Source organism: Vibrio sp. ABG19 (assembly GCF_029962385.1).
GTDB lineage: Bacteria > Pseudomonadota > Gammaproteobacteria > Enterobacterales > Vibrionaceae > Vibrio > Vibrio ostreae.
The window spans coordinates 666,755-680,702 of sequence record NZ_CP071707.1 but is presented as its reverse complement, the minus strand read 5'-3'; the positions used below and the strand labels follow the sequence as shown (position 1 = coordinate 680,702).

Below are 13,948 nucleotides of genomic sequence, written 5' to 3'. Positions count from 1 at the left end.
CTTGACTACGCGTGCCAGGTATTTATTAATCGTAGTCGGTACTGACTAATCGTATATGTGGGGTACACATCGTTTTGGATAAATTGGCTTGAACACGGCCATCTGGTCTCACCGAAAGTCCAATCACATCAAATCTATTCATGGTCCGGTCAGCCCAGACCATGATGTTTTTCCCGTGCAAATAACGGCGCAATTCTGACCACCTCACCCGCGGTGACATTGAGCGCGTCAGCCTGCTCGGCGGTCAGTAAAATTTCGTCGCGGGTGTAGGGCTGATTGGCGACAATGGCACGATAATGCTGGTAACTCTGGTTACCAATCAGCAATGGCGTTACGCCCTCTTCTGCGTCGTCAACGACCGCGACGCGGCGCGTTTCATGGTCACGCACAATACGCAGATCTTTGGTATAAGCCTCCAGAGTCGGGCCCGCATCGAAAATATCGATATACCCTTCATAACGCATGCCTTCGCTTTCCAGAATTTTTCGCGCCGGCAGCGTGTTCTCATGCACTTCAGCGATAACCGCTTTAGCCTCATCGGTGAGGAAATCGACGTAGAACGGGTGCTTTGGCATCAGTTCAGCAATAAACGCTTTCTGACCAATACCGGTCAGGTAATCTGCCTCGCTGAAATCAATCGCAAAGAAATGGCGGCCTAAGCTTTCCCAGAACGGAGAGTGACCATTTTCATCCGAGACGCCGCGCATTTCCGCGATCAGTTTGTCAGCAAACTTGTCTTCAAAGGTGGCCATAAATAGCATGCGCGATTTGGAAAGCAGATGGCCATTCTTACCCTGACGATAATCCGGGTCGAGGAACAAGGTGCAAAGCTCACTGTTACCAGTATGGTCGTTGCTGAGGAACAGGGTCGGCATCTGGGTGTAAACATTCAGTTCTTTCGATGCATGAACCAGCGTACCAACCCGAAAATCGTACCAGGCTTCTGTCAGTCCAATCGCCACCTCGATGCCACTGATCCCGACCACCTGTTTAGTGACACTATCTTCCAGCACAAACAGATAACCCTGCTCGTGCAGCGGCGCACTGCCTTCCCAGGTCGCGATCATGCGCTCAATACGATCACTGATGCGCTGTTCATTATTAGGCAATGAAGTAAAGCCTATCCCGGTTTTGGTCGCGAGATGGAGCAGCGCCTGTTTATCATCCCTGTTGATCGGACGAATCACCATCATAGTTTTCATTCCTTGTCATGGTGTTGAAAGAGAGAAGATTACAGTGGCAAAAACCACACTGACTGGCCCTGTTGCAGGCCGGCTTCTTCACACTTTCCTTGTTCTAAAATCAGTTTCTTGCCGGCAAAATGCGCAGGTACTATGGTGGCGCAGAAGCCATCCGGGCGCATAAAACCTATTAAAAACGGTTTGGCTGTCGCCAGTCCATCTGTTGCACCAGCCACACAGGCATGCTGCTTACCATGCCAGATAGACAAGGTATCGCGCCGCGCCGTCATGATGGCGCCGGCATCGAAGATCTCGACGTATTTGTCGGCTTCAAATCCCTCGTCATTCAGCAGGCTGAATTGCAACTGCGCGTCGCCGTGCACCTGACCCAGCGCCTGCTGCGCCTCTTTGGCCAGCAAGGGCACATAAAGAGGATGATGAGGCATCAGCTCCGCAATAAAAGTCTTGTCCCGCGTGCCGTTGTAGTATTCGACCTGGTTGTAATCCATGCCAAAAAATTTACGGCCGACGTGTTCCCAAAAAGGAGCCCGACCCTCAGCATCTGCGACACCCGGCATCACCGCCAGCCATTGATCCGAAAAGCGCATAGGAAATGCACTCATGAACAGCAACCGACCCAGTGTGACCAGTGCAGCATAAGGCGTGTCACGCAAAGACGGATCCACATAAAATGAACAGAGTTGGGCGTGGTCACTCAAGTCATGATTCAACGTCAGAGCCTGAATCCGGCTGTGGACGTTCAGCGCGCGGGAAGAATGAATCAGCACATCTTTGCGCAGTGCATAAAAGGGTTCCTGACACCCGGCCAGTGCATTGATAGCACCAGTCCCCATTAAGCGACCGCTACGAGCATCTTCCAGCACGAAGAAATAAGCCTGATCTCCCGGAGCTTCAACGTCCTCGGAAAAAGAGGTCAGTGAGCGTTCAATCTTCTGAGTCAGATGGGTATGTGTAGCCGGCAGGGTGCACACCATTGGGCCACTGTCCTGGGCCAGACGTTCAATATCACTCAAATCGCTGAGTTGAGCGGGACGAAATAAATACATGTCATATCCTTATCTATGCAGGTAAACCCTGCCCAATCACTCCGGATCGGTCTTCATAGCCTGATCGTTGATTTCCAATACTGTCAGGAGCGGATTTCAATTAATCTTTTGAGACTAAGGTTAAAATCGAATAGTTAATCAAAACTAAAGCGCCTTAATGAAAATTCATGCATGAAAACTCACTATTTAAATTAAACCTATTCCACTTATCCCATAAAAATAATCTCAATCTTGGCAGCTATAGTAAAATTAAACCAGATTAGATATCAACAAATTAAATACACCAGAAACATAATTACAACAAAAACAAATGGGATAAAATAGACAAGAAACTGTTTAATAAGGATTTATTTTGTTTTATGTTTTTCTTTATTCTCTAAAACCGGAGATAACTCTTGCATGATTTATCACAAATCCGACAAAGATATTTTATTTATAAAATCTGCATAAAAATATTATCAAATGGCCGAATTAATTTATTTATGCCATTAATAAATAATGCGTAAGGAAGGAAGTTTTAGTCTGACTTCGTGTGTAACGCTTATCCGCACAGCCGTAAATTACGGATAAAAAAACACCAGAGTTTTTCTGGTGTTGGTATTCAGCCGACTTTAGCTTGAGCGGCATCAGACGCTCCTGTCACTGTGCTAGATTCACGCTTTATTTGTAGAGACTCAGCTTCGAAGTAAACTGCTGAATTGTTTCGGTATCACCAAACAAACAGATGCCCCAGTAGTCGAGCTCTGACTCAGGAGTCTGCTGCGTCAGCGTTTGTTGCTCGGCAGAGCCTCCTTGCGCCATGGTATGGGTAAAAACGGTATAACGAATCCCCCGCTCACTGGCATCCTGTTTCACTTTGCGGATTTTGTTAGAATTGTCGGCTTTCAGTACAATGAAGGGGTAATGGGAAATGTTCGGCAAAATATGGCCATCAAGGTCACGATAGTCGACGTACTCGGTACCCTCACGATGCAGCATGTCAGCCAGACCGGCGCTAAGATGTCCCAACACGTTTAGACTGCGGCCCAAATCGAGTTTTTTGCTCAGTACAGCGACATAACGCTGTTGATTCTCATCCGGTAGGTTCACTCTTTTCTCCTTGCTAAGCTTCTCACTATCTATGCATATCAAATTGATTATCAATCTCGCGAGCAGAGTACTACTCCTTGTACTTATCGAGATGGGATCTCAGTGACTCTCGCCCGCCGCCTCGTCTGCGACTTGCTGCCGAGGGCTCTGCGTTGTAACAGGCGATAGGTAATACTCTGACCCTGTTCAGATTAAACATATAGCGTTCGATAAACAAGTCTTTAGCCCTGTGCAGCGCCGCACTGCCAACCCGTGCTCGCCGCGCAAAAACAGGCCACATCGAGCAGAATTTTTGCGGTTCTGTTAGCACAGCAACACTATTGTTCGCAGTAAATACTATGATATTCAAAGTGACTTAACGAAGGAGTATCGTAATGAAATATCAACATATCCTGGTCGCTCTGGAATTGGAGGAAGAGAGTAAACTGTTGATTGATAAAGCAGTCTCTTTTGCCAGCTTAGTCGATGCTGATGTGTCTCTGGTTCATATTGATGGGACGAAAGGGGAAATCTACCAACAGCTGATCGACATCCAGGCTGAGCCGAAACAAAAACCTTTGGATGAGCATTCAAATAAGATGCTCAAGCAGTTACAACAATACTGTGAATTCCCATTCAAACACTTTTATGTCGGTACCGGGGATCTGAGCAAAAAGCTGGAAACCCTGATTGCCAGCGATAACTATGATCTGCTTATCTGTGGTCATCACCATGATTTTGTCAGCAAAATCGTCTCCTACTCGCGCCACCTGATCAATAAGTCTCCTATCGATATTCTGGTGGTACCGATTCTTGATTAGCGTCGGCCAGCGATTTTGCAGCCTGGCCAGTAAATCCAGTGACGCAGAAGGTAGCCAAACGCCACCGGACTGCTTAGAATGTTGCAGACATTCTCTGCAACATTTTGTCTGGTTACGCGTGATTTATGCTACAAATTTCCAATAACGTTTCTCTTGCCGACTGGGAAATCGAACTCTCGGCCATCCGAGCCATGGGCAGTGGCGGCCAGAATGTCAATAAAGTCTCCAGTGCCATTCATCTGCGTTTTGACATTCATCGCTCATCGTTACCCCAGTTCTACAAAGAGCGCTTACTGGTCCTGTCCGATTCAAGGCTGACCAAAGACGGGGTCATTGTGATTAAAGCGCAATCTTACCGTACGCAGGAACAAAATAAAGAAGACGCACTGAACCGGCTAAAGGAGATGATTATCGCCGCCATGGTGGTCGAAAAGACCCGGCGGGCAACCAAACCCACCAAAGGCTCGCAACGACGCCGCGTCGATACGAAAACCAAACGCGGCGCCACTAAGGTATTAAGAAAGAAAGTGGATTACTGACCGACTTGATGTCAGTAGGCAAAAAGTGAAACCAAGCTTAACGGTGATACAGCGCGCGGCATCCAGTCCGGTATCATCAAAACAAGCAATCACTACGGCATCAAAATCCGGCTGCACCTGAATCACCTGCAACATACCCGGCTCCGCCATCGCTTCACCTCCTTTATCAGCGAGTTTCACAGAGCATGCCGACAACCATTGAGTTTATAAGCAACTCAATGCCTAATAATTCACATGATATTACCTGTAAAGGATAGATAACCTCAGGTCCACCAAATCGCAGCCACATTCTCGTAGATCAACTTTGTTGTCATCAGAACGGTCACCGAGATAAACACCGGACGCACCAGGCGCGTGCCAAAACGCATCACAAACTTGCTGCCGACCACAGAACCAATAATCTGTCCGGCTGCCATCAACAAGCCAAGCTGATAATCCACCTGGCCCAGAACGATGAACAGGATCAGAGAAATCAGGTTACCGACCAGATTCAACGGCTTGGTCGCCATTGTGGCCTGCTTGAGGGTATAACCGAGCAGAGCAACAAATCCGAGCATCCACAACGAGCCGGTCCCCGGGCCAAAAAAGCCGTTATAAAAGCCTATCAACAATCCGGCGACCAGCATAAATCTGCGCTTCGGCCATTTTGCCTCGCTAGCTTTCGTCGCCTTTAAGCGCCTGGAGAAGATAGAATAGAGGGTAATCGCCACCATTAACACCGGCAGCAGCACCTCCAGCAGCACCTCCAGAGCCGCCTTATCGATCAGACTAACTGCCACCGCGCCGCAAAGAGCACCGATTGAAGTGCACAGCACACCCAGCATCATGCCCTGCAGCGGAAACTGGCGGCTGGCAATAAACATCAGCGAGGTGGTCAGTTCCCCAATCACCGCCTGTAAACGGTTGGTACCCAAAACCACCATGGGCGGTAAACCGGCCAGCAGCAGGCTCGGTACGGTGATCAAACCACCACCGCCAGCGATGGCATCCACCACACCGGCAATAATGGCCACAGCAAATAAAAAGGCGTATACCCACTCGCGGTGAGACAGCAGTTCACCGCCACTAAAAATAACGTCACTGTGCATGTTTTCCTCAACATCAATAGCAGACAGAACGCTATTTGTATCACCGGGAACCATGTGGTTAAATTAATACATTCTTATTTAATCATTAAGGTCAGACTTAATGGTCAGTTCACAAGATATCGAATTCTTTATAACCATCGCCGGCAGCCGCTCACTGGCGGCGGCCGCGCGCAAACTCAACGTAACACCGCCGAGCGTATCGCAACGTTTGCAACACATCGAGCGCAAACTGGGGGTGAAACTGGTTGATCGCAGTGCGCGTTTTATTGCCCTTACACCGGAAGGTGAAACCCTGGCACGCCGTGGGCAGAACCTGCTGCAAGATTTAGAGCACCTGACGCAAGAGGTCGCCGACAGCAAACGCACCATCTCCGGCGATATCCGCTTGGTGGCGTCTTTGGGGTTCGGTGAAAAGCACATCGGGCCATTGGCGGCCGAATTTCAGCGCCAGTACCCACTGACCCGGATTGAACTCAACCTGTCTGACAATCCTAAGTGGGCGCAGCACAATAGTCCGGACATTATGTTTTACATCGGTCACCTGCAGGATTCTTCACTCAAGCGGATTGTGCTGGCCAAGAACCGTCGTTTACTGCTTGCCGCACCTGACTACTTACAATCCGCTCCAGCGTTAACCACGCCGCAAGATCTGGAGCAGCACCGCTGCATTGCGCTGCGCGAAAATGATGAAGATGCCACCATGTGGCGGTTGGCCGACATCAGCAACGGGCAAATCACCAGCGTGCGCGTCAATGCCGTTCTGGCCAGCAATGTCAGTCAGGTGACCAAAGATTGGTGTATTAAGGGGGAAGGCATCATTCAACGTTCGGAATGGGATGTAAAACAAGAGCTCAGCGCAGGCACCCTGGTGAGAGTACTGCCGCAATACCAGCTAGCCGAAGCCGACATTGTCGCTCTGGTGGCGTCTGAACGTCTGCACCGCTCCGATAAAGTCAGCGCCTTTGTGGAGTTTGTGCAGCACCACTTACCAGCCCGATTATGTTGTTAAGAGAAATTAAGCTCGAAACAAAAAAGCAGACCAGACTGATCTGCTTTTTCACTTTCTACTGACTGAATAGACTATGCTTTTGAACAGACCATGCTTTCAGGCTCTTGAGCTTAACAGTACACCGCCGCCCATGGTGATAAAAATTCCACCGGTACATTTTGACAGGTAATGCTGCAAGCGATTACCTTGCAGCCGCTGACCGAAACGACTGATGGCCACTGCGTAGCCAAGATGAACCGCAGTGACGATCACGCAGATAGTCATATACATAATGGCAAACTGCTCTGTCGGCGGATGAGCGACATCTAAAAATTGCGGCAGAAAAGCCGACAAAAATATCAGCGTTTTCGGATTGCTGGCTGACACCAGAAAGGCCTCTAAACCCAAAGAGCGAGCGGATTTCTTGACCTGAGATCGCGGTGTCTGAGTTAAATCCAATGTCGACGCCCGGCTGACACGTAAACTCTTAATACCAAGATAAATCAGATAGGCACCACCCAGGCATTTCATCACCAAAAACCAGGCCGGCAACTGGGCCAGAAGCCCGCCGATACCCACGGCCACCAAAGCCACAACGATCAACTGACAAGACAGATTACCTAAAGTATGGAAAAAGTCGCTTACGAGAGTGTTCAGTATCACTGGATCAGAACACACGCACAATTTACTGATATAAAGACATCGAGCTTGTTCAACAATCGGGATTAAGCGTTGGCTACGCACTGTTTAATCCTTATTTGTTATGTGTATTACCCAAAACTTTTCAAAATACTATTTTCTAGTTCTTTCTTTTTCATCAGAGTCTTGTGATTACGACTTTTAAACCTAATACTAAAAGAGGTAAAGTGATGAAAAATAATGAGATGGCTTCTATTTTTTGACCAGATGACACACTCATCTTCTGCGACAACCCATGATTTTGAGTTGGATTCTAAGTCTTTGATGGGATTACTAGAAAACTTGTTCTCATAATTCTGAGCGAAACTTGAATGAACCTGTTTATTGAAGAAGCGAATATGCATAACGTCTCGCTTTTCGTTGAATACTCGTTGATGCTTTAGAAAATATAGACCTTTGCCGAAAAACGTTGCATAGTCGATCAGCTCTTGACCATAAACAGGCATTTTTGCTTCAACGTGTTCACCCACCTCTACCGCACTATCATACATTTCACAAAGACGATTCGGTACAATCTCACGTTTATTGAAAGCACGAACTAGTGCTTTCACAGCTAGCTGACTATCAGTGGATTGGCATCGGGCAATCAGACCAAATATTTCATCCAATGTACCTTTTTCAGAGTTGCACTTACGGCAAGCATAGAAATCACCCTCACCGTTATTTCTCTTTCGCGTTAGAGCAACATTGGGAACAAGATGCTCAACAGAACGGCTGTTGTTCAAATTCTCGCCTTTTACTATTGCAGTCGAACAATAAGGACAAATACTGTTTACGATCAATTTGTAAGTTCCTCTATATACACAACCCTGTCATGTGATTAATTTTTACTCAGAACTTTGTATCCCCACCGCTTATTTAATAAGTCACTGACAATGTATACATTAAAAGGAGGCTGAACTTCTGGTAATACAACTAACATAGAGTTTTTCCACACTGTAATTCCATTAGTGGTTTCGTATGAAGCTACGCTTGCACTACCTTGCTTCTTCGCCAACACATTTCCAGCTTCGTCAACAACTATGGTTTTCCACCACTTCGTATTTGCCGATTCAATTGTTGGTGTTTTTACATGTATCAGCAAATATCCATTGACCGGAATTTTCGAATAATCAGGCTCTTCAAACGCTAGTTCCGTTTTCTTTTTCTCGATTGCCCTCAGCGTACCAACATCGTAATAATCAACATACGCAATTGAACCTAAGTCGTTAGGATCTTCGATGTTTTGGACTATATTTCCATTAACGGCACGAGTCGTGCCCAGATTTGAACAACCAACTAAGACAAGGCTCAAAAGTAGGCATACTGCTATCTTATTCATTTTTCCTCGATTGATGATTAATCACATACCGCTCGGCTAATGGGCAAAACCTAATATCATATGCACTCAATTTAACCAGCCGAAACCTCAAAAGTAAACCGAACCCAAAGTGCCACGCATTTTAGTCCCATTGAGCCGTTTGTATGGGTTGGCGCTTAAAGCGGTATTCAGAACCGATATAAATTCTACTTTTTGAAACCTTCTTTGGCTCTCGACACTTGTCCCAATACATACCTTTATTTAAATACTTCAAACTAGCTTGTTTATAAATATCTCTGCATTGGACAGAAAAACCCAGCATATTTGCAACTTGATCAACCATTTTTTGATCAAATTCGTTTGGTAATAAGTCAAAAATCTCATCGAAATCACGCATATTGAACTCCAAGTAACAATTAATACACAGACAGCATAGTCCAAACAAATAGAAACATCAATTTATCATTTAATTTCAGCTAGTTATAATAAATATCTGACACCTTAGTTATTAACTATCGAGTAATCCCTAACGCTTTCTATACGGCTTTTAGCCGCTTCTCACCCACCTATCATGGAATCTTTCCAATTACAGTTTAATTTATGATCAATAGATTAATTAGAGGGAATTGATATTAGATTGCAAAATGACGCATACTTTTAAAAAGCTTACAACGCCCCCCCTCGGATAACTACAGGTAAAGGAAACTTTCATTCAACAGAAGCAAATTAACTTCAGTGATAACAAACAATGGGGCAGAAACGAGTTGCGACTCGTGCCCAGTCTCAGGAATCAGGCGTGCAATGCGGATGCGGCCTAACTATCGATATCTCTGTACTCTATACTTTGCTAAACTCCGCCCTTTGATGAGCAAGGCCCCTGAAATGATGACTGACGAAGAGAGAATCGAACTGCAACAAAACAACCCACTGCACGGGTTAAAGCTAGAGACTATGTTGCAAGAGTTGGTGGATTTTTATGGCTGGGAAATTCTCGATACAGCCATGCGCTTTAATTGCTTTAATACTAAGCCTTCGATTGCAAGCAGCGTGAAGTATTTGAAGAAAACCGATTGGGCGAGAGAGAAGTTAGAAAACTTTTATCTTTATCGCTTTAAGCGCATGCCACGCGCGAGCGAAGAAGAATACAATTTACCACCAAGGGCCCGCACTTTCCCTCATGGTCTTGAACCTAAAGAGCCGATGCCGCTAACTGTTGAATCCATTCTCAACTCACAAGCGAAAGCCGCATCTACATTTAAAAAACGCTCGCCGCGCGGACGTCCGCCACGTCGCTAATCCCTATCTTTGAAAAGCAATAGAGCCCTGCTGAAAGATCCAGCAGGGCTCTATTGTTGTTTATACAAGTCAACGGTAGCGAGTTACCCAACAGGTTAACCGCCATCAAAAAACGCGCGAAATTCAACGAATGTGTAGTTTACGTCTTCTACTGATTACGCGTTTTCTTGTTTTTACCTGTACCGGCTGGCTTTGCCCGTGGTTTCATGGGTGCAAAGTAGGCTTCACTTTGATCGTCTTCCACTTCAAAGCCCTTAACCTGCTCACGTTCAAGCTGGAACTTGTTTTTCTTTTCTATCACCTTAAAGTGGTGGTAGTCATCGTAATCGATAAGAGACAGACCGAGGCCCACTTCACCCGCACGGCCACTGCGCCCGATTCGGTGCATATAGTCGGCAGGACTGCGCGGAAGATCGAAGTTAATCACCACGGGCAGTTTTTCAATATCAAGACCGCGCGCGGCGATATCGGTAGCGATCAGGACTTGAATTTCACCCGACTTAAAGCCTTCAAGCACACGAGTACGAGCGCCCTGCCCTTTGTCACCATGGAAAACTTCAGCCGTGATGCCGCGTTTTGACAGCTTTTGCGCTAAGTGGTTACAGGCATTCTTAGCGTTCACAAAGATTAAAGTCTGTCGCCATTGATGTTGTTTGATGAGGTGTGCGAGTACCGCCGTCTTCTCACCTTTATTGACACTAAACACGCGCTGCACCAAAGTGCTGGCTTCTGCACTCTGGAGCTGAACTTCAACAGGATCGTTCAGTAAGTGCTGAGCCAAAGTGGTGACTTTGTCAGGGAAAGTTGCAGAAAATAGCAGTGTCTGTTTCTTCTCGGGTAGCAAGGCAAGAATTTTATTGAGTTCTTCGGTAAATCCTAAGCTCAACATACGGTCAGCTTCATCGAGCACGAGCGTTTTGACCTGGTCGAGCTTAATCGCGTTACTCGAGACCAGATCAAGCAGCCGTCCAGGCGTAGCAACAATGATGTCACTACCTCCGCGCAGGGCCAGCATTTGAGGGTTCACGGATACACCACCAAAGACGGCAACCGTTTTGATTTTATCTCTCAGATGATATGAGTAGGATTTGACGCTATAAGCCACCTGCGATGCCAGCTCACGAGTCGGAACCAAAATCAGATGAGAAACGACGTTGCCACGACGCTCATTGGATTCACTTTGCTGCAGAACTTTCTGCAGAATGGGCAGTGAGAAAGCGGCGGTTTTACCTGAACCTGTATTGGCCCCGCCTATCATATCCCGGCCGTCAAGCACATGAGGAATGGCATAGGATTGGATCGGTGTTGGTTGGTTATATTCTAACGCTGCTAGTCGCTCGACTAAGGTTGGAATCAGACCAAGATCGGCAAATGTCGCTTGCTGTGTTTTGTCTGTCATTACAATGAGTGGCTCAGTACTGGGTAAAGGCCGTGTATCTTATGCTATTTAGCACCAGGGTGTTAGCGATAATGCGCCAAACAGAGATGGTTTGGCGCAGAACGATAGGGCTCAGGTATTTCCTTTACTGTATTTCTTCATGTCCCTCATGATCAAAAACCAATCATGATGGCAGTGACGACTGACCACTTTGCTCTTTTAAATAAAATCACATGGTATCGCGGAAGAACTCAGGGAAGCTGTGGCTGGTCACACTCACTTACTCTTTGGACTGGTGACCCGTCTTATTTGCAAGCTTTTGCATCGCCTCGGCGAAGGTTGTAATCTCACCTTTCGCTTTGACCTGCATTACTTTATAACCCAGCTTTTCCAACGCTTGGCGCTCTGCCACAACAGCTTTGTCATCTTGCTGACTACCTTGAGCAGGCTGATGAATGTAACATCCCTCTAGCTGACCATCTTCAACCAATTGGTGGTGTTTCAGTGCATCAATATCGAAATTCATAATAACTCTTTTCATTAAAAAATGTGGCGCCTCGGTGACAGTTTACATTCGCTTTAAAGGTTTAACCACACCGTCTCAGCCTTCAATTTTCAGCGCCAAGCACAATTTGAGCAAATCGCCCAATTCATCACTCGGCCAGCCTTTTTTATCGGCCATAAAATAACAAACTTCTTAGGGAATTTTCTTTCGTTTCATCACTGTAACTCGTTTGTGCCCCATTGTGTGTAACGGCCGATCAACTACTCACTTCACTAAAGCGTCAATTGACTTACTTTTTCTCATGCCAGTAAAGTACGTAGAAGATAGGGGAAATATCACTATGCACGGTGAAAAGATAGAAAAACTTGGACTGGAAATCGATTTAGCGGCTGATAATAGCGATCAGGTGAGATTAGAACAGCTTCTGCTAGATTGCGATACTCTCATGAATAACGAGACACGCAAGAATCGTTCAGTCTTATTTTTCTATAAAGCTAACTGTTATTCAGCACTGCGAATGATTGAGCGAAAAACACTCGATGATACTTGGAGTTGGCATCAGGAAAGACAAATCGCCGAGGTGCTAAACCTACGAAGCGCCGTCGTTGAGACTGGTTTCGAACAGCTTAGCGATGGGATGCGGTGTAAAATACTTACCAATATAGCTAATGGACTAAGTTCACTAGGGCGAACGATCGAATCAATTAGCTACTATGACAAAGTTCTGTCTCTTATTGATAACTTCGCGATGGCTGTAGGTAACAAAGCCATAAATCAATTTCACTATGGGCAGCATTTATATGATTACGGGCATAGTGGTGTTTTCTTTTTCCACGCGAATAAGGAGCTTAGTCGCTTCGGCACTGAGCCGTTGTTATGGGACAGTGGAGTTCAGAAGGACGCTCTTGATGCTTTTATTAGTTACAGGGACGTCACTGATGAGATATTGAATAACATTGAGTTCGACAGTAGTTTTGATTTCAATGATTTTTCTCTAGGTGAGAGCAAAAAAGAACAGGATTACAGAAAGTGGTGCTTAAAACAAAGGCTGTTTATCAACCCACTGAATGACGTGCTCGATGCGACCATTGCAGCAAACGATATTCTTCACTTACCTAGTCATGTGTATGCAGTCGGTGAAGAACCTAGATTCCCAAAATACTTTAACTTGCTAAAGCAAGAGTTCATAGTTTCTCGGTATATGCTATACGAGTTTACCACTAGTAATTTAGACCACTATTCTGACAATGACGTGCTCCTAGAAAATGGATTAGATGGGGTGCAATTCGGTTACCGAAACGAGCTGTTGAAAAACTCTTTGCGAGTGTCATATTCTATTTTCGATAAAATTGCTTTATTTCTCAACGACTATATGAACATAGGTCTAAAGGTAGATGGTGTTAACTTCCGTAACATTTGGGGGATGTATAACAAGAAAGAGAAAAAACTGGAAATCCACCCGTGCTTCTTAGAGAGCGAAAACTGGATGTTACGCGGGTTGTACTTTTTATCAAAAGATTTGTATGCCCCAAATTTTCAAGATGTCAGTGAACCAGAAGCTAAGGAATTACATTACATACGAAAAATGGCAGAACATCGGTATCTAGGGATTCAAGAGTACCCAGCTCAAGTCGATGATACTGAGTATTTGAAGTACATAACTGTCGATGACTTGGAGGGGAAGTCTCTAAAAATGCTGCGGCTAGCGCGTGAAGCATTGATTTATCTTTCTTTGGCAATGCACGTCGAAGAACGTAAACGCGAAGAAGCAAGAGGTGACGGTTTGATAGTACCCATTCAATCAACAAGGCTATAACAAACTTATCGAGTAACAATAGGGTCACTGTGTAGTTGATCTGCAACACTTAGATTGAACACTTCATTAAGCGAGTTTGACATACCTAAACTAATTCATTGATTACTAATTTAGCAAGTTCACTGGCACGTTTCTGTCCAAAGGTGTGCTCACGAGGCATGTAACAAGATAACGTTCTGCCATGCCTAAGGTAAAATCTATT

Annotated in this window: 16 protein-coding genes and 1 pseudogene; 5 read left to right on the top strand and 12 right to left on the bottom strand. The window is 45.7% G+C overall.

All coding sequences use genetic code 11. The features are described 5' to 3' along the window. Positions 1–149: 149 nt before the first annotated feature. From astA to J0X00_RS03005, 3 genes are all read right to left on the bottom strand, one after another. Positions 150–1,193 (bottom strand): arginine N-succinyltransferase, encoded by a 1,044-nt coding sequence (gene astA, locus J0X00_RS03015; protein WP_136487441.1) that lies wholly within the window; start codon positions 1,191–1,193, stop codon positions 150–152. Positions 1,194–1,231: 38 nt separating this feature from the next. After that, positions 1,232–2,248, bottom strand: a complete 1,017-nt coding sequence (locus tag J0X00_RS03010; RefSeq protein ID WP_282476986.1) for an arginine N-succinyltransferase — start codon at positions 2,246–2,248, stop codon at positions 1,232–1,234. A gap of 660 nt (positions 2,249–2,908) precedes the next feature. Then, positions 2,909–3,337: a DUF2000 domain-containing protein gene (locus J0X00_RS03005; RefSeq protein ID WP_136487443.1), complete on the bottom strand. Its 429-nt coding sequence runs from the start codon at positions 3,335–3,337 to the stop codon at positions 2,909–2,911. Between the two features lie 374 nt (positions 3,338–3,711). On the opposite strand from J0X00_RS03005, the gene J0X00_RS03000 reads away from it, so the two are divergent. Both J0X00_RS03000 and arfB read left to right on the top strand, forming a co-directional pair. Beyond that, positions 3,712–4,137 (top strand): universal stress protein, encoded by a 426-nt coding sequence (locus J0X00_RS03000; RefSeq protein ID WP_136487444.1) that lies wholly within the window; start codon positions 3,712–3,714, stop codon positions 4,135–4,137. A gap of 125 nt (positions 4,138–4,262) precedes the next feature. After that, a complete protein-coding gene (gene arfB / locus J0X00_RS02995) occupies positions 4,263–4,676 on the top strand; it encodes an alternative ribosome rescue aminoacyl-tRNA hydrolase ArfB (RefSeq protein WP_282476985.1) in 414 nt (137 codons plus the stop codon). Here the strand turns inward: arfB and J0X00_RS02990 are convergent. Both J0X00_RS02990 and J0X00_RS02985 read right to left on the bottom strand, forming a co-directional pair. Then, positions 4,653–4,856 carry a hypothetical protein gene (locus tag J0X00_RS02990; RefSeq protein WP_218561733.1) on the bottom strand — a complete coding sequence of 68 codons (204 nt, stop codon included), beginning with the start codon at positions 4,854–4,856 and terminating at the stop codon, positions 4,653–4,655. The two genes, arfB and J0X00_RS02990, sit on opposite strands and share 24 nt — an antisense overlap. 83 nt (positions 4,857–4,939) lie before the next feature. Then, on the bottom strand, positions 4,940–5,764 hold the full coding sequence (locus tag J0X00_RS02985) for a TSUP family transporter (RefSeq protein ID WP_282476984.1): 825 nt from the start codon (positions 5,762–5,764) through the stop codon (positions 4,940–4,942). A gap of 100 nt (positions 5,765–5,864) precedes the next feature. Here J0X00_RS02985 and J0X00_RS02980 point away from each other — a divergent pair, with 100 nt between their 5' ends. Continuing rightward, complete coding sequence (locus J0X00_RS02980) at positions 5,865–6,773, top strand: LysR family transcriptional regulator (protein WP_282476983.1); 909 nt, start codon at positions 5,865–5,867, stop codon at positions 6,771–6,773. Positions 6,774–6,869: 96 nt separating this feature from the next. On the opposite strand, the gene J0X00_RS02975 is transcribed toward J0X00_RS02980, so the two are convergent. The 4 genes from J0X00_RS02975 to J0X00_RS02960 form a co-directional block, all read right to left on the bottom strand. Further along, entirely contained in the window at positions 6,870–7,415 is a 546-nt protein-coding gene (locus J0X00_RS02975; protein WP_282476997.1) for a LysE family translocator, read from the bottom strand. Positions 7,416–7,522: 107 nt separating this feature from the next. After that, on the bottom strand, positions 7,523–8,176 hold the full coding sequence (locus J0X00_RS02970; RefSeq protein ID WP_282476982.1) for a hypothetical protein: 654 nt from the start codon (positions 8,174–8,176) through the stop codon (positions 7,523–7,525). Positions 8,177–8,271: 95 nt separating this feature from the next. Continuing rightward, positions 8,272–8,772: a hypothetical protein gene (locus J0X00_RS02965; protein ID WP_282476981.1), complete on the bottom strand. Its 501-nt coding sequence runs from the start codon at positions 8,770–8,772 to the stop codon at positions 8,272–8,274. Positions 8,773–8,893: 121 nt separating this feature from the next. Then, positions 8,894–9,148 carry a hypothetical protein gene (locus J0X00_RS02960; RefSeq protein ID WP_282476980.1) on the bottom strand — a complete coding sequence of 85 codons (255 nt, stop codon included), beginning with the start codon at positions 9,146–9,148 and terminating at the stop codon, positions 8,894–8,896. Between the two features lie 485 nt (positions 9,149–9,633). On the opposite strand from J0X00_RS02960, the gene J0X00_RS02955 reads away from it, so the two are divergent. Continuing rightward, the gene (locus J0X00_RS02955) at positions 9,634–10,047 is read left to right on the top strand and encodes a VF530 family DNA-binding protein (RefSeq protein WP_282476979.1); all 414 of its coding nucleotides are present in this window, start codon (positions 9,634–9,636) and stop codon (positions 10,045–10,047) included. Positions 10,048–10,195: 148 nt separating this feature from the next. Here J0X00_RS02955 and J0X00_RS02950 read toward each other — a convergent pair whose 3' ends face one another. The 3 genes and pseudogenes from J0X00_RS02950 to J0X00_RS02940 all read right to left on the bottom strand — a co-directional run. Then, the gene (locus J0X00_RS02950; RefSeq protein ID WP_136487450.1) at positions 10,196–11,446 is read right to left on the bottom strand and encodes a DEAD/DEAH box helicase; all 1,251 of its coding nucleotides are present in this window, start codon (positions 11,444–11,446) and stop codon (positions 10,196–10,198) included. Between the two features lie 259 nt (positions 11,447–11,705). Further along, positions 11,706–11,951 carry a hypothetical protein gene (locus tag J0X00_RS02945; RefSeq protein ID WP_136487451.1) on the bottom strand — a complete coding sequence of 82 codons (246 nt, stop codon included), beginning with the start codon at positions 11,949–11,951 and terminating at the stop codon, positions 11,706–11,708. A gap of 75 nt (positions 11,952–12,026) precedes the next feature. Then, positions 12,027–12,101 (bottom strand): annotated as a pseudogene (locus tag J0X00_RS02940) (DUF3820 family protein); the annotation flags it as partial. A 169-nt stretch (positions 12,102–12,270) separates the two neighbouring features. Between J0X00_RS02940 and J0X00_RS02935 the strand changes: the two are divergent. Then, a complete protein-coding gene (locus tag J0X00_RS02935) occupies positions 12,271–13,746 on the top strand; it encodes an LA2681 family HEPN domain-containing protein (protein WP_282476978.1) in 1,476 nt (491 codons plus the stop codon). The last annotated feature ends 202 nt before the right edge of the window (positions 13,747–13,948 follow it).

Coding starts and splice junctions, on each gene's coding strand:
- astA (WP_136487441.1), bottom strand. CDS start 1,193: ATGATGGTGATTCGTCCGATCAACAGGGATGATAAACAGGCGCTGCTC.
- J0X00_RS03010 (WP_282476986.1), bottom strand. CDS start 2,248: ATGTATTTATTTCGTCCCGCTCAACTCAGCGATTTGAGTGATATTGAA.
- J0X00_RS03000 (WP_136487444.1), top strand. CDS start 3,712: ATGAAATATCAACATATCCTGGTCGCTCTGGAATTGGAGGAAGAGAGT.
- arfB (WP_282476985.1), top strand. CDS start 4,263: ATGCTACAAATTTCCAATAACGTTTCTCTTGCCGACTGGGAAATCGAA.
- J0X00_RS02985 (WP_282476984.1), bottom strand. CDS start 5,764: ATGCACAGTGACGTTATTTTTAGTGGCGGTGAACTGCTGTCTCACCGC.
- J0X00_RS02980 (WP_282476983.1), top strand. CDS start 5,865: ATGGTCAGTTCACAAGATATCGAATTCTTTATAACCATCGCCGGCAGC.
- J0X00_RS02965 (WP_282476981.1), bottom strand. CDS start 8,772: ATGAATAAGATAGCAGTATGCCTACTTTTGAGCCTTGTCTTAGTTGGT.
- J0X00_RS02960 (WP_282476980.1), bottom strand. CDS start 9,148: ATGCGTGATTTCGATGAGATTTTTGACTTATTACCAAACGAATTTGAT.
- J0X00_RS02955 (WP_282476979.1), top strand. CDS start 9,634: ATGATGACTGACGAAGAGAGAATCGAACTGCAACAAAACAACCCACTG.
- J0X00_RS02950 (WP_136487450.1), bottom strand. CDS start 11,446: ATGACAGACAAAACACAGCAAGCGACATTTGCCGATCTTGGTCTGATT.
- J0X00_RS02945 (WP_136487451.1), bottom strand. CDS start 11,951: ATGAATTTCGATATTGATGCACTGAAACACCACCAATTGGTTGAAGAT.
- J0X00_RS02935 (WP_282476978.1), top strand. CDS start 12,271: ATGCACGGTGAAAAGATAGAAAAACTTGGACTGGAAATCGATTTAGCG.